General features: G+C 40.0%; 23 protein-coding genes and 1 riboswitch. Of the genes, 14 read left to right on the forward strand and 9 right to left on the reverse strand.

What is annotated here, in order from left to right; translation table 11 throughout:
• Positions 1-112 precede the first annotated feature (112 nt).
• Positions 113-1,309, reverse strand: a complete 1,197-nt coding sequence (locus IEV74_RS07390; protein ID WP_188454728.1) for an MFS transporter — start codon at positions 1,307-1,309, stop codon at positions 113-115.
• 246 nt (positions 1,310-1,555) lie between these two features.
• Positions 1,556-2,410: a MurR/RpiR family transcriptional regulator gene (locus tag IEV74_RS07395; RefSeq protein ID WP_188454729.1), complete on the reverse strand. Its 855-nt coding sequence runs from the start codon at positions 2,408-2,410 to the stop codon at positions 1,556-1,558.
• A 138-nt stretch (positions 2,411-2,548) separates the two neighbouring features.
• Here IEV74_RS07395 and gnd point away from each other — a divergent pair, with 138 nt between their 5' ends.
• The 6 genes from gnd to gntK all read left to right on the forward strand — a co-directional run bounded on the left by gnd (position 2,549) and on the right by gntK (position 9,395).
• A complete protein-coding gene (gene gnd / locus IEV74_RS07400; RefSeq protein WP_188454730.1) occupies positions 2,549-3,445 on the forward strand; it encodes a phosphogluconate dehydrogenase (NAD(+)-dependent, decarboxylating) in 897 nt (298 codons plus the stop codon).
• Positions 3,446-3,528: 83 nt separating this feature from the next.
• Positions 3,529-4,482 (forward strand): sugar kinase, encoded by a 954-nt coding sequence (locus IEV74_RS07405; RefSeq protein ID WP_188454731.1) that lies wholly within the window; start codon positions 3,529-3,531, stop codon positions 4,480-4,482.
• Positions 4,483-4,495: 13 nt separating this feature from the next.
• Entirely contained in the window at positions 4,496-5,131 is a 636-nt protein-coding gene (locus tag IEV74_RS07410) for a bifunctional 4-hydroxy-2-oxoglutarate aldolase/2-dehydro-3-deoxy-phosphogluconate aldolase (protein WP_188454732.1), read from the forward strand.
• A gap of 2 nt (positions 5,132-5,133) precedes the next feature.
• On the forward strand, positions 5,134-6,282 hold the full coding sequence (gene dgoD, locus IEV74_RS07415) for a galactonate dehydratase (RefSeq protein ID WP_188454733.1): 1,149 nt from the start codon (positions 5,134-5,136) through the stop codon (positions 6,280-6,282).
• 59 nt (positions 6,283-6,341) lie between these two features.
• The gene (locus IEV74_RS07420; protein ID WP_188454734.1) at positions 6,342-7,700 is read left to right on the forward strand and encodes a GntP family permease; all 1,359 of its coding nucleotides are present in this window, start codon (positions 6,342-6,344) and stop codon (positions 7,698-7,700) included.
• 147 nt (positions 7,701-7,847) lie between these two features.
• Entirely contained in the window at positions 7,848-9,395 is a 1,548-nt protein-coding gene (gene gntK / locus IEV74_RS07425; RefSeq protein WP_188454735.1) for a gluconokinase, read from the forward strand.
• Positions 9,396-9,575: 180 nt separating this feature from the next.
• On the opposite strand, the gene IEV74_RS07430 is transcribed toward gntK, so the two are convergent.
• Both IEV74_RS07430 and IEV74_RS07435 read right to left on the reverse strand, forming a co-directional pair.
• Positions 9,576-9,665 carry a putative holin-like toxin gene (locus IEV74_RS07430; protein ID WP_188454736.1) on the reverse strand — a complete coding sequence of 30 codons (90 nt, stop codon included), beginning with the start codon at positions 9,663-9,665 and terminating at the stop codon, positions 9,576-9,578.
• Between the two features lie 129 nt (positions 9,666-9,794).
• Positions 9,795-10,511, reverse strand: a complete 717-nt coding sequence (locus IEV74_RS07435) for a sulfite exporter TauE/SafE family protein (protein ID WP_188454737.1) — start codon at positions 10,509-10,511, stop codon at positions 9,795-9,797.
• A 226-nt stretch (positions 10,512-10,737) separates the two neighbouring features.
• Between IEV74_RS07435 and IEV74_RS07440 the strand changes: the two genes are divergently transcribed.
• The 3 genes from IEV74_RS07440 (at position 10,738) to IEV74_RS07450 (ending at position 12,916) form a co-directional block, all read left to right on the forward strand.
• Positions 10,738-11,112, forward strand: a complete 375-nt coding sequence (locus tag IEV74_RS07440) for a PH domain-containing protein (protein ID WP_188454738.1) — start codon at positions 10,738-10,740, stop codon at positions 11,110-11,112.
• A gap of 208 nt (positions 11,113-11,320) precedes the next feature.
• On the forward strand, positions 11,321-12,703 hold the full coding sequence (gene gdhA, locus IEV74_RS07445; protein WP_188454739.1) for an NADP-specific glutamate dehydrogenase: 1,383 nt from the start codon (positions 11,321-11,323) through the stop codon (positions 12,701-12,703).
• Between the two features lie 36 nt (positions 12,704-12,739).
• Entirely contained in the window at positions 12,740-12,916 is a 177-nt protein-coding gene (locus IEV74_RS07450; RefSeq protein ID WP_229683088.1) for a hypothetical protein, read from the forward strand.
• Between the two features lie 31 nt (positions 12,917-12,947).
• Here the strand turns inward: IEV74_RS07450 and IEV74_RS07455 are convergent, their stop codons facing one another.
• From IEV74_RS07455 to IEV74_RS07470, 4 genes are all read right to left on the reverse strand, one after another.
• A complete protein-coding gene (locus tag IEV74_RS07455; protein WP_188454741.1) occupies positions 12,948-14,471 on the reverse strand; it encodes an amidase in 1,524 nt (507 codons plus the stop codon).
• 103 nt (positions 14,472-14,574) lie between these two features.
• On the reverse strand, positions 14,575-15,261 hold the full coding sequence (gene tenA, locus IEV74_RS07460) for a thiaminase II (RefSeq protein WP_188454742.1): 687 nt from the start codon (positions 15,259-15,261) through the stop codon (positions 14,575-14,577).
• 16 nt (positions 15,262-15,277) lie between these two features.
• The gene (gene thiW / locus IEV74_RS07465) at positions 15,278-15,769 is read right to left on the reverse strand and encodes an energy coupling factor transporter S component ThiW (RefSeq protein WP_188454743.1); all 492 of its coding nucleotides are present in this window, start codon (positions 15,767-15,769) and stop codon (positions 15,278-15,280) included.
• A 90-nt stretch (positions 15,770-15,859) separates the two neighbouring features.
• Positions 15,860-15,974, reverse strand: a riboswitch (TPP riboswitch).
• 83 nt (positions 15,975-16,057) lie between these two features.
• Positions 16,058-17,041, reverse strand: coding sequence for a Gfo/Idh/MocA family protein (locus IEV74_RS07470; protein ID WP_188454744.1), 984 nt, complete (start codon positions 17,039-17,041; stop codon positions 16,058-16,060).
• 148 nt (positions 17,042-17,189) lie between these two features.
• On the opposite strand from IEV74_RS07470, the gene IEV74_RS07475 reads away from it, so the two are divergent.
• The 5 genes from IEV74_RS07475 to IEV74_RS07495 are packed head-to-tail and all read left to right on the forward strand — an operon-like array spanning position 17,190 to position 21,356.
• On the forward strand, positions 17,190-17,912 hold the full coding sequence (locus tag IEV74_RS07475; RefSeq protein ID WP_188454745.1) for a hypothetical protein: 723 nt from the start codon (positions 17,190-17,192) through the stop codon (positions 17,910-17,912).
• 12 nt (positions 17,913-17,924) lie between these two features.
• A complete protein-coding gene (locus IEV74_RS07480; protein ID WP_188454746.1) occupies positions 17,925-18,332 on the forward strand; it encodes a GntR family transcriptional regulator in 408 nt (135 codons plus the stop codon).
• 2 nt (positions 18,333-18,334) lie between these two features.
• Positions 18,335-19,201 carry an ATP-binding cassette domain-containing protein gene (locus IEV74_RS07485; protein ID WP_188454747.1) on the forward strand — a complete coding sequence of 289 codons (867 nt, stop codon included), beginning with the start codon at positions 18,335-18,337 and terminating at the stop codon, positions 19,199-19,201.
• Positions 19,202-19,204: 3 nt separating this feature from the next.
• Positions 19,205-20,131: an ABC transporter ATP-binding protein gene (locus IEV74_RS07490; RefSeq protein WP_188454748.1), complete on the forward strand. Its 927-nt coding sequence runs from the start codon at positions 19,205-19,207 to the stop codon at positions 20,129-20,131.
• On the forward strand, positions 20,124-21,356 hold the full coding sequence (locus IEV74_RS07495; RefSeq protein ID WP_188454749.1) for an ABC transporter permease: 1,233 nt from the start codon (positions 20,124-20,126) through the stop codon (positions 21,354-21,356). Before IEV74_RS07490 ends, IEV74_RS07495 begins: the two co-directional genes overlap by 8 nt.
• 79 nt (positions 21,357-21,435) lie before the next feature.
• On the opposite strand, the gene IEV74_RS07500 is transcribed toward IEV74_RS07495, so the two are convergent.
• Entirely contained in the window at positions 21,436-22,023 is a 588-nt protein-coding gene (locus tag IEV74_RS07500) for a hypothetical protein (protein ID WP_188454750.1), read from the reverse strand.
• Positions 22,024-22,086 lie beyond the last annotated feature (63 nt).

Below are 22,086 nucleotides of genomic sequence, written 5' to 3' on the forward strand. Positions count from 1 at the left end.
AGGCTCTTGTTTTTTTGATAGAGTAAATCCAAAAGTATAGGTAAACTTAGGCAGGTACAGATGATCTACAGCCAAAACCCGTGAACAGTCCATACCTTTCGCCTGCATTTTACTACTGAGAAGCAGCATTTTTTCGTGCCTTTAGTAATAAAAATACATACAATATAATCGAAACCATTACTGATCCTGCCGCCGTTGCATAGATCACACTGTAATCAAACATGAATGCTAGCTGACCAAAGGTAATCGCGCCAATCCCAACACCTAAATCAAAAAAGGAAAAAAACGTTGCATTGGCCATCCCTTTTCGATTGTCCGGGGCTTTGTCAACCGACCATGCCTGCAGTGCCGGCTGTACACTTCCGAATCCAAGCCCATACAAAGCTGCTGCAACAAGCATGACAGACATATTAGGTAACCAGGATAACAAAATCATCGCGATAAAAATTGCCAGTGTACCTGGTATAAACACATACTCATGACCTTTCATATCGTAAATCTTCCCGGCAAACGTTCTGGAGATCATCAAAAATAATGCATATACAAGGAAATAAAGTTCGATTCCCTCAATTCCCTTTTCCGCAGCATATAAAGGAAGAAAAGAAGCAATCCCGCCAAATGTTACCGTTATGAAAAACAATAGAACTGCTGGTTGTATGGCTGTTTTTTCAAATATATCGAACTTAACGGTAACCGTTTTATCCGGTGATTGTTCTACCTTTTTATAACGAATTTTTGTTGACAGCAAAAATGCTACCAACCCCAATGCTCCACAAATTAAAAATAGTTCTTTAAATGACAGAACACCAACTAGCGTTAAACCAAGAGACGGACCAAAAGCAAGTGCTAGATTACCAGAAAGGCCGAAATATCCCATCCCCTCACCACGCCGTTTAGGGGGAATGATGTCTGTTGCAATTGTCCCGGTTGCCGTTGTCGAAAACCCCCATCCAACACCTTGTACCACACGCATAATAAATAAAAATGCAATACTTGTAATGAATGCAAAGGAACCGACAGATATAACAAAAATCAAAAGCCCCAGCATATAGACAAATTGCCGTCCTCTTGATTCCAGTGAATGCCCTGCATACGGTCTAAGAAGTAATGCAGAAAATGTAAAAATACCTACAATAATACCGATTAATTGATCACTGCCACCCAACTCCTCTACAAAAAGCGGAAGTGTCGGCAATGTCATTTGGAAACCAAGAAATATAAAAAAATTAGCCAGACAAACAAGGACAAAATCGCGTGTCCAAATTTTATCTGGAATAGCTGCTGATTGTGTATTCGATTGTGTACTCATACATATGCCGCCCTTTCTTTCGATACTCGAAATGTATTATACATGAGTGGATGGTGAATTGGAATGGTTATGCTTGAAAATGTCAGCGGATCGTATTTCATTCAATTCGGATCGTATTTCATGCAGAATGGATCGTATTGCCGGTTTTTCCCAGAAAGTGACAGCAATTCAGAATTAGTTTGAAACATTAAACTGAAATATATAATAAAAAACCTCCCAAAAGGAAGGTTCATTCAATAATATTGGCTACAGCCGCTTCAACGAGATCGCTTTCCGCATATTTTGCAATGCTTCTTTTCCATTCTCGTTCCTTGCAATCATCACATTTGTATACAAGGCATCAATAATACTTAGTTGCCCGATTCTTGATGACAGTGCCTCTGAGCGAAAATCTGTTTCTTCCGCTACCGTATATAGTGAAATGTCTGCTTCCTTTGTCAAAGGTGATTTTGCGAAATTTGTGATGGCAATTGTCTTTACGCCTTTCTCTTTTAACACCTGAAGGACATCCAGCATGTCTTTTGTAGACCCCGAGTGTGAAATCAGTACCGCAGCATCTTTGTCCGTTAATTGTGATGCTGACATGAGCTGCATATGGGAATCCAGATTGGAACTCACCTGAATTCCGCTGCGAATAAATTTATGGTAAGCATCCAATGCAACCAGTGCAGATCCACCACTTCCAAAGAATTCAACCCTTTCTGCCTCTAATATCGTTTGGACAGCTTGTTCAATCGCGTTTCCATCTAGAATGTGCAATGTATCCTCAATCGTTTTCATATTTGACCGGAATACTTTTTCGGAAACGGTCCCAATGCTATCTCCTTCATTTATTTTTTCATGAATATCCTTCATTGGTGTAACAATTTCTGCAGCCAAAGCAATCTTAAGTGCTTGATATCCTTTGAAGCCAATACGCTGGCAAAAACGAAACACTGTTGACTCTGCAACCCCCAGGTCGTCTGACACCTGATTGATAGTATGATGAATGATATTTTGGGGATTATGTAAAATATAATCTGCAATTTTCTTTTCTTTCAAACTGAATTTCCCGTAATTACTTCGTATGCTGGCTAAACCGTGTTGTTTCTGAGTATCCATTGGCAGTTTCCCCTTATATTTTTGTTGATAGCTTTATTATATATGAAAAAAATTCGTTTAAAAACATTGTAAATGGAAAAATATTTGATATAATGATTTTCAAATGAAAAAATATTCTTCTATTGCGAGGAGGACATCATGAAAATAGGAATGGTTGGCCTAGGGAAAATGGGTCTTAACTTAGCATTAAACTTAATGGACCACGACCATGAAGTTGTTGGTTACGATAATAATTCGGCAGCTGCTGAAAGCGTTAGCAACAAAAGCTTTACACTGGCAAATTCCTTGAAAGACCTTGTAAAAAGTCTTTCAAAGCCAAGGAAAATATGGCTGATGGTTCCAGCTGGCGACATCACGGAGGCTGTTATCAATGAATTAGCGCCATTACTTGGGGCAGAAGATATGCTAATCGATGGAGGCAATTCTAATTATAAGGATACACTTCGCCGCGGTGATGCTTTAAAGGAAAAAGGAATCTATTTCTTTGATTGCGGTACAAGCGGTGGTACAGATGGTGCGAGACAGGGTGCTTGTACGATGATCGGCGGTGACAAGGAAAAATTTGCCGAGATCGAACAGCTTTTTAAAGATGTAACCGTAGAAAATGGCTATCTTTATACTGGAAAAACCGGCAGTGGCCACTTTCTAAAAATGGTTCATAACGGTATCGAATACGGTATGATGCAATCCATTGCTGAGGGCTTTGATATCTTGAATAAAAGCGAATTCGATTATGACTATAAAAACGTCGCCAAAGTTTGGAATAACGGGTCTGTTATTCGATCGTGGCTTATGGAACTAATTGAAAACGCCTTCTCAAAGGACGCAAAGCTTACCGAAATACGCGGTGTAATGAATTCCTCCGGTGAGGGTAAATGGACAGTAGAAACTGCACTTGATTTGCAAGCTGCCGCACCGGTTATCGCACTTTCATTGATGATGCGTTACCGTTCACTTGAGGATGATACGTTTTCAGGTAAGGTTGTTGCAGCATTACGGAATGAATTTGGCGGACACGATGTGCTGAAAAAATAAAACAAAAGCTGAAACTTTAGCAGGACAGACTGCTTAAGATCCTTCTGTCCTAAAACATTGTAAATTTAGAAGGTGATATCGTAATGGATGTTATTACGTTAGGGGAAACAATGGTACTGCTTACACCGCATAGTACCGGACTCATGCGCTATGCGGACAGTTTTTCCACAAAGGTTGCAGGTGCAGAATCGAATGTTGCGATTGGTCTTGCAAGGCTCGGACATCAAACTGGATGGATCAGTCGTCTCGGCAATGATGAATTCGGCAAAAAAATCTATGCATTTATCCGTGGTGAGGGTGTTGATGTCAGCAGGGTAACATTTGACGATTCAGCGAATACTGGTCTTTTTTTCAAGGAAAAGCTTGCTTGTGACGAGTGGAGGGTCAAATATTATCGCGCTGACTCAGCTGCAAGTCGTATGAATACAGCAGATGTGGATGAATTATATATTGCTGATGCCAAATACCTCCATGTGACAGGAATTACACCAGCACTTAGTTCAAGCTGCTATGAAACCGCTTTAACCGCAATTGATTATGCAAAAAAAAACGGGGTAAAAATAGTGTTCGACCCTAACTTAAGGAGAAAGTTATGGTCTGATGAGGAAGCAAAAAAGGTACTCCTTGAACTTGCATCAAAGGCTGATATCGTTCTTCCAGGTGTTGACGAGGCACAATTTTTATTCGGCAAATTAGAAGTAGAAGACTTAGCTCAACGCTTTTTAGATAATGGTGCTTCCGTTGTTGTCATGAAATTAGGCAAGGATGGCGCATATTTCTCCTCAAAGGAAACTCAGCAATATGTAAAGGGGTTTCCAGTTTCCCAAGTAGTCGATCCAATTGGAGCTGGAGATGCATTCTCAGCAGGACTTCTTTCCGGACTGCTTGATGGAAAGGACCTAGAACAATCCGTTAGCAGGGGTAATGCTGTTGGCGCAATGGTGACGATGGCAGATGGCGATGTCGAAGGGTTACCGGAAAGAGACAGACTTCTCCATTTTATGAATAACAGGATGAAGGATGATGTCGAACGATAAGGAGGTTAATTATATGAACGAAACATTGCAAAACATCATCGACAATAAGCTGGTTGCTGTTATACGTGGAGCGCAGCCTGAGACTATCGCACCTATTGCAGAGGCACTCCATAATGGCGGGATCCGCATCATGGAAATAACGATGGACACACCAAAAGTTGATATGGTTATCAGAAATCTCCATGAATCATTTAACGGTCAAATGATCGTCGGGGCAGGTACCGTTTTAGATCCGGAATCAGCCAGGGCAGCAATAATGGCGGGTGCACAGTTCATCTTTTCACCTACCGTTAATGTGGAAACAATTAAAATGACGAAGCGGTATGGCGCGGTTAGTATCCCAGGGGCGATGACACCGACTGAAATCTTAACAGCATATGAGCATGGTGCGGACATTATTAAAGTGTTCCCAGCTAGTGTTATGGGGCCATCCTATATAAAAGATATTCATGGTCCGCTGCCTCATATTCCATTAATGCCAACTGGCGGCGTAGACCTGACGAATGTAAAACAGTATTTCAGTAATGGTGCGGTTGCTGCAGGATTAGGCAGTTCATTGGTTAATGCGAGACAGCCTGCAGATGAGGCTATGCTGCATAAGATAACTGAAAAATCGAAGCAATTTGTTGATGAAATAAAGGATGTGTAACGATGAAGATTACTGATTTTAAGCTCTATCAGATACAACCGCGCTGGTTATTTCTAAAAATCGAAACGGATGAGGGCATTAGCGGTTGGGGAGAGCCAATCGTCGAAGGCCGCGCCCATACGGTTTTGGCATGTGTTACGGAACTGATGGATTATTTAATTGGTAAAGATCCACGTAACATTGAAGATCATTTCCAGGTTTTATATCGCGGTGGATTTTATCGTGGCGGTCCAATCCTGATGAGTGCCATATCCGGCATTGAGCAGGCGCTCTGGGATATCAAAGGAAAATTTTATAATATGCCGGTATATGAAATGCTTGGCGGGGCAGTTCGAGACGAAATACAGGTTTATTCTTGGATTGGCGGGGACCGTCCGCAAGATGTTGGAGCGGCTGCAAAAGAAAAGCAAGAAGCCGGATTCACCGCTATTAAAATGAATGGAACCGAAGAAATGAATTATATCGATAGTTATTCGAAAATCGATGCAGCTGTCAGCAGGGTTGCTGCTATACGTGAGGCAACAGGTAATGATTTTGGAATTGGAATCGATTTTCATGGCCGCGTGCATAAGGCAATGGCCAAGATATTAGTTAAAGAGCTTGAACCATACCGACCAATGTTTATCGAAGAACCGGTTCTTGCTGAAAATCTTGAAGCATTCCGGGATATTGCCAGTCATACAGCAACACCTATTGCAGCAGGCGAACGCAACTATACTCGCTGGGGCTTTAAGCAAATGCTGACAGATGGGGTTGTAGATATTATCCAGCCTGACTTGTCGCATACAGGCGGAATCCTTGAAGCGAAAAAGATTGCAGCAATGGCAGAAACTTTTGATGTAGCGGTCGCACCACATGCACCACTTGGTCCAATCAATCTTGCCGCATCACTCCAGCTGGATGCATGTACGCCAAACTGTATTATTCAGGAGCAAAGTCTTGGCATCCATTACAATCAGGGCAGCGATCTTTTAGACTATCTGATAAATCCTAAGGTATTTGAATACAAGGATGGGGCCATAAAAATACCTAATGGAGCTGGCCTTGGTATCGAAATTAATGAAGAAAAGGTTAAGACGGCTGCTGAAACTGGGCACCAGTGGAAGAACCCTGTTTGGCGGCATAAAGATGGAACTGTTGCAGAATGGTAATCTTGTGCTTTCATCTGAATAAATAAGCGATTTAAACAAACGGAGGGAGAGAAATTTTTATGTCTACATTTGGATTAGTTTTACTTGCGGTATTTGGGGTAGCATTATTGTTATTCCTTGTCATACGAACAAAATTGCAGGCATTCATCGCATTGCTTGTAGTCAGTTACATTATCGGTCTATTATCTGGAATGAGCCCGGAGAAAGTATTGCAGGCTGTCAATGATGGTATGGGTGGTACGGTAGCTGAGATTGCCGTCATTATTGGTGTCGGTGCCATGTTTGGCGAAATTTTGAAAGTGTCCGGCGGTGCAGAGCGGCTTGCGATGACGCTGATGGATAAATTTGGCGAAAAGCGTGTCAATTGGGCACTGATGCTAACTGGTTTCATCATATCGATTCCAGTATTTCTTGATGTTGCATTTGTAATTTTAGTACCTATTTTATACAGTTTAGCACAGAAAACTAAAAAGTCATTACTGTACTTTGCTATTCCATTGCTTGCCGGATTAGCCGTAACACACAGTTTTGTTCCGCCTACTCCAGGACCAATAGCGGTTGCTTCATTACTAGATGCTAATATAGGATGGGTTATCCTGTTTGGTCTAATTGCAGGTATTCCAGCTGCCATTATTGCCGGTCCGATTTTTGGTACGTATATTTCCAAGAAGATTCATGTAGAGGTGCCAAAAGAAATGCTAATGAATATGGCGGAAGAAGCAAGGGGCAAACAATATGATAAAGAATTGCCAAGCTTCAAAATGATTGCCTCTTTAATATTGTTACCATTATTCCTGATCCTGCTTAATACATTTGCCAGTGCATTATTTGGTGAAGGCAGTGGAATAAGGACTGCATTAACATTTATTGGTAACCCTGGGGTGGCACTTACAATTACGGCCATACTGACATTTTATCTATTGGGAACACGACGGGGCTACTCAAAATCAGAAATTCAGGAAATTGCCACTAAATCATTAGAGCCTGCAGGTATTATTATTTTGATTACGGGTGCTGGTGGCGTTTTCGGTCAAGTATTAGTCGAAACTGGTATCGGTGATGTAATCGCTGATACCATGACAAATCTAAACATTCCAATACTTGTATTTGCATTCCTTGTTGCTTCAGCAGTAAGAATAGCCCAAGGCTCAGCTACGGTTGCAATGGTTACAGCGGCAAGTTTGATCACACCGGTAATCAGTACACTTGGTCTTGAAGGTCCAATTCTTGCATTATTGGTTATTACAATTGCTTCAGGAGCTACAATCGCTTCTCATGTGAATGATTCTGGCTTCTGGCTAGTTAACCGCTTTCTAGGGATGTCTGAGAAAGATACACTGAAGTCCTGGACAGTAATGGAAACAATCATAGCATTCGTTGGATTCGGAATGTCGTTGATTGTCAGTATATTTATCTAACTTTAATTTCAAATGGCGGGACAGGGTATATGTGCCTTGTCCCTATTTGGATAACCACACACTAGTATGGATAAATTAATGAAAATACTTCATTTTAGCTCAATCTAATTCCATAAAAAAACAGCTAAGATCACAGGAGGGGAAATAATGACACAGAAATCATACTACTTAGGTGTGGATATTGGAACAACAAGCACAAAAGCTGTTTTATATACAAAAAACGGCAAAGTAACAGCAAATCATACGATTAATTACCCATTACATACCCCAAATCCACTTGTAGCCGAACAAGACCCAATTGAAATTTTCGATGCTGTTCTTGGAACTATTCGGGAAACAATACGCAAAAGCGGTATTGACGCAGCCCAATTAAACTTTATTTCATTCAGTTCCGCTATGCACAGTTTAATTGCAGTTGACAGGAATGGGGATTTATTAACAAACAGCATTACGTGGGCAGATACAAGAAGTGCTGCATACGCTAAAAAAATCAAGGAGGAACATGATGGTCATGAGATTTATTTACGGACAGGAACGCCTATTCATGCCATGTCCCCACTTTCCAAATTAGTATGGATGCAAGCGGAAAAACCTGAAATTTTTAAGGACACAGCGAAGTTCATTTCAATTAAGGAATATGTTTTTCATAAATTGTTTGGAAGATACGTTGTAGATTATTCCATTGCATCTGCCACAGGTTTATTTAACTTAAAATCACTGGATTGGGATAAAGGTGCCTTACAGCTTGCAGGAATTTCCCCTAACAAGCTTTCCAAAATTGTTCCAACAACATACCAATTAATTGGGGTTAAAAAAGTACATAGTGATTTCATGGGTATCGAGAGTGATACGCCATTTATTATCGGTGCCAGTGATGGTGTACTTTCCAACTTAGGCGTAAATGCAATTGAACCAGGGGTAATTGCCGTTACAATTGGAACTAGCGGGGCGATTCGCACGGTATACAATGAGCCAAAAACAGATCCAAAGGGAAGAATTTTCTGCTATGCACTTACTGAGAATCATTGGGTTATTGGCGGACCCGTTAACAATGGCGGAATTATTCTGCGCTGGCTTCGGGATGAATTTGCAGCAGCAGAGGTAGAAACTGCTAAACGGTTGGACATTGACCCATACGATGTATTAACGAAAATTGCTTCTGGTGTAAATCCCGGATCAGATGGGTTAATTTTCCACCCTTATATGACTGGGGAACGAGCACCGTTATGGGACGCCAATGCACGTGGATCGTTTTTCGGATTAAGTATTCATCATAAGAAACAGCACATGATCAGGGCAGTGCTGGAGGGAACCATTTACAATTTATACACTGTACTCCTCGCACTTGAGGAATTAACTGGAGAACCAAAACGAATTCAAGCAACGGGAGGCTTTGCCCGTTCAAAAATGTGGCGTCAATTAATGACTGACATCTTTGATAAACCGGTAATTGTCCCGGAAAGCTATGAAAGTTCATGTCTTGGTGCAGTTGTACTAGGTATGTACGCAGTGGGAGAAATTGATGACCTTACGATTGTTTCTGAAATGGTCGGAAATACGAATACACATTATCCCAATGAAGAAACTGCAACTATATATCGCGAGCTTTTACCGATCTATATTCGGCTATCACGCATGCTTCAGGATGAATATGAAAATATTGCAGGTTTTCAGCGGAAGCATTTGGGCGAGTAAAATAAGAAGGTACTGTTTTCAGCGGGGCAGGAATGTGGTATACTTTACGTGAATAAAAATAATAATAAAAGACCGCAGCAGCAACTGCGGTCCTTTGATAAGCGGTTCCCCAAAGTCGGGATCGGCCATTCTAAGCGAATAGACCTCACCCTAATAACTTATCAGGGCTAATAGGGGGGTCTATTTTTTATTGATCATCGTTATGATCAATGCGAGCAATGCAATCAAAAAGGTACCGAACCCAATCAGAACCGTCATCACTTCATACATGCTCAGGAAGCATCACCCCCTTTAGTCAAAAGGGTTAGCCGACCCGTCCCTAAAAGAACATTATCTCTTACAGTATAACACTTATTCCTCCCATTAAGAATGAACATTCGTACAAATCCTACAATATTCCTAAATCTGCTGAAGCAACAAATATATCCCTGTAAACAACAATAATAGATATGTTATGTAACGAAAAATCTGTTGGTTAATATGTTTAAACAGCAATTGTCCTAGAAATAATCCAATTATAACAAGCGGTAATGCCATAGCACTTGATTTCCAAATCTCTACCGTAGTTCCTGCGAATATAATTTGAACAAGCAGGCTTACAAAATAAATAAACAAGTAAAATGCTAATGTAGTACCTCGCAGCTTTTCCTTTGATGCACCTGTGCCTGAAAAGTAAAGCAGAATCGGTGGACCGGGCATGCCTATACTAGTCGTAAAGGCACCAGATAATGCTCCTATCGAAAAATCCCTTTTCCCAGTTTGATTTATCCGGAAGTTTAGGATTAATAAAATCGTTAAAGCTAAGATTAATATACTAATGCCAAGCTTGAGTATTGTCATATCCATCATTAAAAAAATTGTGATCCCTATAGGTAATCCCGGTAAACTCCCTAAAATAAACCGCTTCAAGATATCTGCGTCAATGTCTTTTCTTATTTTCGCAATTAGTGCACACGAAATAACCAGCGATGCGATTAAATTAATCTGAATCGCTTCCCTCGGTTCAAAGATTAACAGCAAAAACGGCGTAGCCATAATTGAAAACCCAAAGCCCGTGCTCGTTTGCAGTATCGTGGCAAACAAAATAATAATTGAAAACACAATGATTGAATCCATTTGTTACACCTACTTGAAATTTAATGCCTCTTAAGTTTAACAGATTACAAGGCAAAAGCCTCTTTTATTTATGACGACTGTACTCCGTATTGGATTTTTATAGTATGCAGCCATGAGTATCGGCAGTAATGTTGTTTTATTATCCGGTTTAATAATCGGGTTTTTGATCAAGGCACCATGTCTTCCAATTTGTTATAATGTAAGCATAATAAAGGAGGTAATTTTCATGGGTATGTTTGACGGTATGATGGGAAATGCATCCGAAATTGACACAGATAAGGCTGAAAGCGAACTTGCCGAATTGCTTGCCCCAACTGAGCATGCAGAACATGCATATAAGCTAATTCGTGACCTAATGGTATTCACGAACAAGCGGCTCATTCTTGTAGACAAACAAGGGATGACGGGAAAAAAAGTCGATTATCATTCTATTCCATACAAAAATATTACACACTTTTCGATCGAAACAGCCGGGACATTTGATTTAGAAGCAGAACTGAAAATATGGATTTCCGGGATGGATGTTCCTCTTGAAAAGACATTTAATAAACAATTGAATATATATAAGGTACAGCGTGTTTTGGCGGAGTATGTTTGCTGATCACTTTCCTATTAAAAAATTCAGCCTTGCAGTGCATTCGGCTGTTTTTTTATTGTATCTGGAACGTCCAGACTGAATCATCTAATTATTTTATATATTCCATTGATTTTTTTGCGATAATTCTGTAAAATGTTTACTTATAATAAAAATTCACTTATAACGATAGTAAGAAACACCTTTTATACATCTAATTAGAAAGGGGTAAACTATGATTACAACGCAACAAACAAAAGATGATTCCTCACAATTGGCTATAGATTATGTTAATGCCGTATATAAAACGGTGGAAAGCAGAAATCCTGGCGAGCCCGAATTTTTGCAGGCCGTCAAACGAATATTCACCTCTTTATTACCCGCAATCGCAAAACATCCAAAATATATTAAAAATGGCATACTGGAACGAATATCCGAGCCTGAACGACTGATTACATTCCGCGTTCCATGGGTTGATGACAGTGGCAAGGTACAGGTTAACAGGGGGTTTCGCGTTCAATTCAACAGCAGCATCGGACCATATAAAGGTGGTACCCGATTTCACCCTACAGTTAATACAAGTATTATAAAATTCCTTGGATTTGAACAGATTTTCAAAAATGCATTAACTGGACAGCCGATTGGCGGTGGTAAAGGCGGTGCAGACTTTAACCCAAAAGGAAAATCGACCAATGAAATCATGCGCTTCACGCAGAGTTATATGACTGAGCTTTCTAATTATATCGGACCAAATATTGATATACCGGCTGGTGATATTGGAGTCGGGGCTAGAGAAATAGGCTTTATGTTCGGGCAATATAAGCGCATGCAAGGCGGCTATGAGGCTGGCGTACTTACCGGAAAAGGGGATCGTTTTGGCGGAAGCTTAGCCAGAACCGAAGCAACTGGATATGGATTAGTATATTTTGTCAATGAAATGCTGCAGGATCATGGATTTAGTTTTAACGGAAGCAGGGTAATCGTTTCTGGTGCCGGAAATGTAGCTATTTATGCAATGGAGAAAGCTATGCAATTTGGCGCTAAAGTAGTGGCATGCAGCGACTCGACTGGTTACATTTATGATGAAAAAGGAATTGACCTGGACACGATTAAGCGTCTGAAACTGGACGAGGAATCTGTAATATCTGCATATGCCGCGGAACACCCAGGGGCACTGTTCAATGAAAACTGTGGAGATATTTGGACAATTCCATGTGATATTGCTTTACCATGTGCTACCCAGAATGAAATCGATGAAAACGCTGCTAAACTTTTAATCAATAATGGTGTGAAGGCTATTGCTGAAGGTGCCAATATGCCGTCAAATCAAAATGCAATGGATTTGTTTAATGAAAGCCATATATTATTTGGACCATCCAAGGCAGCAAATGCAGGTGGTGTAGCAGTATCAGCGTTAGAAATGGCACAAAATAGTATGAGGTTAGCCTGGTCATTTGAAAAAGTTGATGCAAAGCTGCACGAAATCATGCATAACATCTATCGAGAAAGTATTAACGCTGCTGAAGCATACGGGCATCCCGGGAATTTAGTTTATGGTGCCAATATTGCCGGCTTTATAAAAGTTGGCGATGCAATGATTCGTGAGGGGGTTATTTAGAATTGGCATTTTCTAAGATGAATTGGAGTGAATCTGTTGGGAAGATGGCGTGAAAAACGAAAGAAGCATAAGCAAGAGCCATCATCTTTCTGGGACCTATTAGCAGATATATTGCTATGGATTCCAGAATTGCTGCTCCTGCCTTTTCGTTTAATTATATGGATTGGAAGAGGTTTTTTTAGATTGATTGGAAATTTGTTTGACTTTTACTAAGGAGCCGGGGGATTATCTCGGCTCCATTATTTTACAGGTATTTCTGGGAAGTTATATTTTCATTCGTCCTAACAGTTTCCAAATCCACCATAGCAAACCCGCCGATTAATTTCTCAAACTCTTGACTTGCGTTTAGTACAAGGCTGTCCATAAAGCGATTGCCGGCTAGCTGCATACCAATTGGCAGCCCATCTTTTGTGAAACCAGCGGGAATAGATGCTGCCGGAAGACCAGTCATATTATAAATATGTGTCATCATCCAGTCAGAATCTGCCTCTATTTTCTTGCCTTTGATGGTCTCTGGTCCTAATAAGTGATAATCAAATGGTGGCACAGCAAGCGCTGGGGACATAATGAGATCATATTTTTTATAAACGTCCTGAAGAACATTCCACACTTTCGAACGCTTCTCTTGATAATTAATATATTCACTTGTCGTTACAGCAAATCCGCGCTCAATCATTGTTCTATATGATGGGGTCAGCCATTCGGGATGATTCTTAAGCATTGATGCCCCACCCGCTGCGGCGGCCGCATACCACATGTTTTTGAAAAAGCCAAGAAATTCGTGCAGTGTCATGCCGAAATCCATTGAAACTTCTTCCACATCACAGCCCAGCGCTCGCCATTTTGCCACTTGTTCATCCAAAACGTGTTCAACCTCCGGGTCCACTGTATACATGCCAAAATCCTTTGTATAGGCGATCTTTACGCCTTGCAGACTACCATCAATATGATCGATTAATTTTTCATTCATGGTTGGCAAGGAATACGGATCTGTAGGACTGTAACCTTGTGTCACGTCTACAAATAATGCAGCATCTCTGACGGAACGAGTTAGCGGTCCATGATTTACAAACGGATTATTAGAACCGAATACGTTTGCTAAGTTATTGTCCATTGGAATTCGTCCATACGTAGGCTTAAACCCATACACACCGCAAAAGCTTGCTGGAATGCGAATGGAACCACCGCCATCACTTCCCTCAGCAAACGGTACCAAATCAGCTGCAACCGCTGCGGCAGATCCCCCACTTGAACCACCTGATGTTTTCTTATCATTCCATGGGTTTTTAGTAGCGCCAAATACTAAGTTATCCGTTGTTCCTTTATGCCCAAAATCCGGTGTATTTGTTTTACCTAATACAATCGCACCAGCTTCCTTTAAACGCTGAACGACTGTTGCATCACGATCTGGCACATTATTTTCAAATGCTTTCGAACCAAAAGTTGTCTTGATTCCGTTCGTAGGGGTCAAATCCTTGATTGCAACAGGTATGCCGTGAAGTGTACCTAGCTTTTCCCCACTTAGCAATGCCTCTTCAGCTTTCTTTGCTTCGTCCAGTGCATGTTCATTTAATGTGACAATTGCATTTAAACCTGGGTTATATTTATCCACACGCTCAAGATAGTAATCTAAAATTTCTACAGGCGAAAGTTCTTTTGCTTTTACGGATTGAGCAAGATCAAATACATTCGTATTTTTCAACATGGTTACACCTCTAGTTCTTTTAATTTTTATATATAGCTTAGCATGTTTCGACATAATTGGCATTCCTGCTCTCCTGTCGATGTTCTTGCTCTCCTGCCGATATCCCGCCTTCCTAATCCCGATTAAAAAAGAGGATGTCTCCAATAATAGAAGACACCCTTATTTATCACACCTTCACATAATCCCTAACCGGCCATTCCTCACACGTATATGCCATTTCCCAAAACGCAAGCTCCAATTGACAGCTTTTTCTAAAGGCAATCTTCATTTGTTCTAGTTCCTTTTCACTTGCTTTAGATGCAAGATCATCCAGCCTTTTACGCATTTGCAAGGTTGTCTCTTCTACTTGCTCATTGGCATAAAATGTAATCCAATGATAAAAAGGATGATTGACAGTTGGCTTGTATAGTTTCACAAGTTCCTTTCCGATTTCTAAATATGTCCATGGGCATGGCAATAGTGCACCTGTAATTTCACCTAGTCCTCCCATGTGGGCATGGTACATCATGTGCTTCACATAATGATCGGCTGTTGGAGGCAGCGGATAGCCTTGTAATTCTTCATAGCTTGCACCAATATGTTTACAAAAATTATTATGTGGATGTATTTCACTATTTAAAACAAAATCAATTTGATTATTGAAATACTGAATATCCTCACGACTACCTGACTTTGAAATAGCAGCGCCATAAATGTGCATAAATGCATTTAAATATTCATAATCTGCCTTAATATAATGGGCCAATGCCTCTTTTGGTACGTCCCCCTTACCAATTCCTTGTACAAAAGGATGGCTAAAGATTTTCTGGAACACATCATCATTTTCCTCACGTAGAATGTCTGTAAATGTCATAATTTTTGCCTCCTTATTATACATTTGGTAACACATTTGTGCGCTTAATACGAACAGCAACAAACCAGCCAATACATGCGCCTGAAATACTGCTTACTAAAAATGATGGTAAAAACACAAACGCGCCAAGTGAGCTTCCCATCAATAGGTTTGCGTATGGTACCGCTAAAAGTGAACCGATTACCCCAGTGCCGACCACTTCTCCAATTACGGCTAGCATTTTATGACCAAACCTTTTGTACAATATTCCAGCTAAACAGGCCCCAATCATCCCACCTGGAAATGCAATCAATGTTCCAAGTCCAAGCAGGTTCCGAATCAGTCCAGTCATAAATGCGATAACCACAGCTGGAACAGGTCCAAGTGTTATAGCAGCCATTACATTTACTGCATGTTGAACTGGATACGCTTTTGCAATGCCTGCGGGAAACCATAACAATTGCGCACCCATTACGCCGATAGCTATAAAAACCGCCATGATTGTAAGTACCCTTGTACGATGATGCATCACACCCCTCCTTTTTTAAAAAATGGCAAGCAAAAAAAAAGCCAGCACCGTTATTGGGGCTGACTTGATTTAGGTAAAGGAAAATAGACGAATGTATCATGACTACTTCCCTCCGCTGGTATTAACCAGATCAGGTCGATAAGAGTCAGAAAGCTTTATACGCTTCCCTCTCAGCCCACATTTAAGGGCACCCCTAGTAGTTGAAATAAATTTTATTAAATTTGCTTGCTTCCATTAGATTAACAGACAAACCACATATAGTCACCAGTCCATTATACCTGATTCTTCTTATCTCTCACATGCATACACAATGCCATTTTGTCTTCGTGCTTCCTCCGTAATGGAAAGGACTATTTGGCTAAGCTTTTTCAGATTCTCGTATTCCTCAACACTATTCGTTTCGATAATTCTCGCAAAACTACCAATCTCATACACCATATCTTCCTCTATATCAGGGGATTCAATTGACATTGCCTTACTGGTTTGATTATCAATGAATGTAAGATTATTCATTTTCGAAGCATCATCAAATACAAATGTTCCATTCTCACCATGGATTTCACATGGAATGTATGAAGTGACTATTTTTGAACAAATTACTGTACAAGTAAATGTCCCATAATTCAAAACAAGTGTCCCACTGCCGTCTACCCCAGATTCCAATTTATAAGCAACATATGAAACACTAGCGGGTTTCCCGAAGAGAGCCACTGCTAAATAGAGCGGATATATCCCCATATCAACTAACGCTCCGCCGGAAAATTCTGCAGAGAAAATATTCGGATTGTCACCGTCTAAATAACTATTATATTTCGATGAATAGCGAATTTGATGCAGAATTGCGCTTCTTACCTTACTAACCTTTGAAATATTCGATTTTAATTGTTTGAAATTAGGTGAATGTATGCTGCGGATTGCCTCAAACAAAAAGACTCCATTTTCCTCCGCTGTTTTATATGCTTCATTAAGCTCATTCGTGTTTGAAAAAATCGGCTTTTCACAAATGACATGTTTTTTATGCTTTAAAAAAAAAATTGCTTGTTCATAATGCAGTGAATTCGGTGATGCAATGTAAATACAATCTATCACATTACTTTTTGCCATCTGTTCTAAGTCGGTAAAAACGTAATCGACTGCATATGTATCCGCAAATTGCCTTGCTTTCTTTTCAGATCGTGAGTATACCGCTGTTAGTGTTAAGTCATTTGTTTTTTGAGATGCCTTAATAAATGAATCTGTAATCCAGCTCGTACCAATAGTGCCATACTTCATTCCCAATCACTCCCTTATCTACAATTACTTTATCAGTTTTCTAACTTTCCATCTATTCTTATAGATTAACCCTTGCAATTTCCTAAAAGGTAAAATAAACTGTATATATACACATACACAGTATAACAGTTTGAAAGGAGTTACTTTTATGCAGGACTGGAAGCATGCTTTTTGGTTGGCAAGGTTTGAGTTACGTGCATCGAAAAAAGGGTTTTTGGGATTGTTTGTGTTTTTTATCTTTATGATGCTATTTTTTGTATCCTCAGCAGGTTCTTATCTGGAGAATAATTTCGCGGGATTTGATGTCTTTTTTATCTTATTTTTCACGGTATCCATGATATGGACGAAGCCAAAGGACTTTCAAAATAAGAAAATTAATGGGGAGATTTTTGCATCGCCATCGCTTGTTATGTTAAACCAGCTGCCTATAAGAAAAGGGATTATTGTTAAAAGCAGATTTATTGTGCATTTCGTCTATGCGTTTCCATTTCAGCTTGCTTTATTAGTTTCCCTATACCTTCTGACACCGGAATTACAAGAATTGATGTCACTAGGGTCTTATGGTGTATTTTCAATTATTTGGTTAGCTTTTGGAATATATGCAGGATCCATCTTTCCTGCTAGTGACGCAGGCGAAAAATTGAGAGCAACCACGGCGATCGTTTATGGATTTATTTTCATTTTAATAGCGCTGTTTGTTTTCGCTATATTCCAGTTAATTTCCGATTACGGTGTTGTACAATGGACAATAATTTTTGCTCAAAAGTGGCCATTCCTATCCAGTATACTTTCCATCCTACTGGCTTTCTTTGGCTTTAACTACTGGCAGCGATATATGAAAAAAACGATGGAAAAACTAGACTATTTATAAGAGGTGATTGCCGTGGAACTGCCGATACGGCTTTCTAAGGATTCAAGAGAGCCAATCTATCATCAGATAGAAAACCAATTAAAAGCACTTATTGCTGGCGGGCAATTAGTCGCGGGAACACCTTTGCCATCTATTCGTGCACTCTCAAAGGATTTGGAAATTAGCATAATCACAACTAGAAGAGCTTATCAGGACTTAGAACACCAGGGGTTTATTCGTACTTCCCAAGGTAAAGGAACGTTTGTCGCTGAAATAGAAGATGCAACGAAGCAGCAGGTAAAGATTTCATCTGTTTATCAGACGATTGAAAAGGCTGTAGATACGGCAATTCAATACGATTATTCACTTGATCAAATAGAAGAAATTTTCCAAGAAGTAATACGATCACAACGATTAAGTCAGAACGAGAAGGGAGATTAATCATGAAAGCATGGCTGGAAATAAGTGATTTACAGAAAAAAATAGATGACGATTTTCAATTAGGACCTATTGATTTGCGTATCGTGCCTGGTACGATAACTGCATTGGTCGGAAATAATGGATCTGGAAAAAGTACGTTACTCAAACTTATTATGAATTTAGCAAATCCTGACGTCGGAAATATTAAAGTTTTTGGCAAGTTTGTCTATGGTCAGGATGAAAGCTGGAAGAATCAGATTTCATACCTTCCCCAAACTAGAATTGGATGGGATGCTTATTCAGGAAATACACTTAAAAGGTTGATTGCGCCTATCTATCCAAATTGGGATGATGCACTGTTCATTCAAATAGTTGAGCTATTTAATATACCCTTAAACAAACCGTACCGAAAACTTTCACAGGGAATACAGCAGAAACTCAGTCTTGCACTGACCATTCCCAGAAATACACCACTATTGCTGCTTGACGAGCCAACATCATTTATGGATATGCCGTCAAAAAAGCAATTCGTTGATTTGGTGGTAGATTGGATGGATCAGGATGAACGTGCAATAATTATCGCAAGCCATCAAGCTGAGGATATCAGGAAACTTTCCGACTACTTATGCGTAATACAAAATGGGAAGCATGTTGGTACATTTGAAAAAGAAACACTAACAGAGCATTACATGCGGTATTGGATACATGGTGCCTTTCCGGAACAGAGAATACCAGGAGAGGTCACAAGGGAGAAACACCAGCTCATTTCAAATGACCCAGCTGCTACAGAGAACTTTTTACTAAAGAACAATGTCACGTGGACGGATCGAAGCAAACTCGATTTGGAAGACATTGTCTCCCATTTATTAAACGCAGGAAAGGAAGGGTAGCTTATGGAAACCGTTTTATCCGTTCAGAATCTAGGGAAGTCGTTTAAAGACAAGGAAATTATCAAGCATATTTCCTTTGAAGTCAGGAAAGGCGAAATCATGGCAATATTAGGTCCAAATGGTGCAGGAAAATCAACAACAATCCGCAACATTATGGGAATTATGTACCCAGACGCGGGGACGATTGCCTTTCAAAATCATAAGGAAATCCCCCGTCATAAAATCGGCTACTTGCCTGAAGAGCGCGGGCTGTATAAAAACGTTAAAGTTATGGACATTCTGCTTTATCTGGCAGAGCTAAAAGACTATCCGTTAAAAAAGGCCAAGGAACGCGCACTTACGTATTTAAAAAAGTTTGACCTGGAAGGAAAAGAAAACGTTTCAGTGGAAGAACTGTCAAAGGGTATGGGACAAAAAGTACAGTTCATTGCCTCCATTATTCACGAACCTGAGCTTCTTATTTTAGATGAGCCATTTTCCGGACTTGACCCCGTCAGTCAGGAACTATTTAAACAGGAAATTCGTAACCTTGCACAAAAAGGCACGGCAATCCTATTATCCTCTCATCAAATGAACTTAGTAGAGGAAATGGCCGACAGGTTGTTTTTGATCCATCGCGGACAGAAAATCATATACGGCAACATGGACGATGTGAAAACACAATACGCAAATTTCAAGTGTACTATCCGCGGGAAAAATGATCGTGCTGTGCTTGAACACTTACCAGATGTTCAACGGGTTGAACAGGAAAATGACACTTCGATACTATATCTGTCAAAAGATGTTCAGGCTGCGAGCTGGCTAAAGAGCCTGCCTGATAGTTTAACAGTTCAAGAGCTGTCAATTGACCGTATCTCATTACATGAAATATTTATCGATATAGCAACAGATAAAAACCTGCTGCAGGAAGAAGGTGTTGTACATGCGTAACACATTAAAGGTTGCCAAATGGGAAATTAAACGGAATATGAAAAACAAATCGTTTATTATTTCTCTCTTTTTAACGCCGGCACTGATGTTATTTTTCTTTTTTATACCGAGTATTTTTGGTGATTCGGATAATGAAGGCGCGGAAGCTGTAAACGTTTTTGTTAATGACACGCTAAATGTTTTTGCAAGCTTGCAGGAAACTGTTAATCAAAGCGAGCTAAATTGGGAATTGCAGCAAACTGATTTAACGGAATCTGAGGTTAAGGATGAACTGCAATCGAGCGAAGACGCTGCATATATTTTTATAAACGAGGAGGCGTTGACAAACGGGGTCATTCCCGTTTACACGAGTGAAGATATAGATTCCATGTTTGCTAGTGAGGTAAACGTATTGGCGGCACCAATTCGTACCATGCAGATGGAACAGCTTCAATTATCAGACGAACAACTAGCCGTCATTTCTAAGGGACTCGTATTTCATGAAACAACCGCTGAAGATGCGGCCGCAGACGTGGTGCAAACAGATTCTGCAGAGGATCCGATGAAACGTGTTGTACCTGGGGCTTTTGCTGGTATCATTCTAATAATGATCGTTCTAACTGGAATGAATATTTTTCAAAGTGCTTCACAGGAGAAAAAAGATAAAATTGCCGAAATCATCTTATCATCTTTAACACCAGCTGAATTGATGCAAGGGAAAATTCTAGGATACTTCGTTTTGGGACTTACGCAAGGTGTCGTAATTCTTTTAGTTGCATTGCCAGTTGCTATATGGAAAACGGATATCCCTATCTTCGAGTATTTATTTGTCCCGCAAACAGCATTATTAGTTGTTATAGCTATTTTAGGATATCTGTTGTTTGCCTCTATATTTGTCGGGATTGGTGCGACACTATCAGATATTACAACTGCCGGCAATTTTCAAGGCATGCTTCTGATGCTGCCATTTTTGCCAGTTATCTTCATTGGGCCAGTTGTGAATGATCCAAGCGGGTTTTTCGCACAGCTCGGAAGTTATATTCCTTTCACATCTCCGGGAGTATTGCTCCTTCGATTATCAATGCTGGATGAATGGCCATGGATTGAAATTGTAATTGCATTTGCTATTTTAATTGTCAGTGTCTGGTTATGTATGAAACTAGCAGGGAAAATCTTCAAAACTGGAATTCTTATGTACGGTAAGAATGCCACACCAAAAGAAATTTGGAAGTGGATTCGAGCCTAAGATGCTGAAAGTGGGGTGCTCTACCAGGCACTTCACTGTTCAGTTCATTCATCATTGAAATCAATCTCATTTTTTTCCTCTATTTTAATCTTAAGCAAAAGAACGGTGTCACCTCCTTTATCATTTGCTCAACAGCATCGGGATCCTCAAAATCGTATGAGGATATATACGATTTTTCTACTTGCCTGTATGCCCCTATAATCTTTGTTTGTCCAAATTCAAGTTCTATTTTTTCTTTCCCAGTAGCATAATTCCATTTATAATCGGTCGACAAGATGTTTTTCAGGTTATCTGAATTGGCTTTTGAACCAAGAGCGTATATGAATAATGAGGCATCTTCACTAGTTGAATTTATTATCCCAAGTCCTAGATGACCTTTTTCGACCTTATTAGGGCTTAAACCAATAGAGAATTCCGCCAGATGAAATGGCTCCGTCTTTTCTCCGTTTCTGTAACCCTCTACCCAAATGGTGACCCAGCTCTTATCTGCTTGCGTTAACTTTAAATGGAAGTCATGCAACATACCTATATCAAGTTCATTAAAAGTACGTGTATATTCAGAATCCTCGTTTGTAGTAATGTATGCTGCCCCTTCTTCCTTTTCACCGCTGCAACCGACGATAAAGCAAGATAATAGTATAACCAGAAACAAATATCTCTTTTTCACAAAAATCCCCCATATACTTTCGTTTCCTAGTTAATATATTCTATGTACACTTATAAATTCCTT

It is taken from the genome of Virgibacillus oceani, assembly GCF_014638995.1.
Classification (GTDB): Bacteria; Bacillota; Bacilli; order Bacillales; family Amphibacillaceae; genus Virgibacillus_E; species Virgibacillus_E oceani.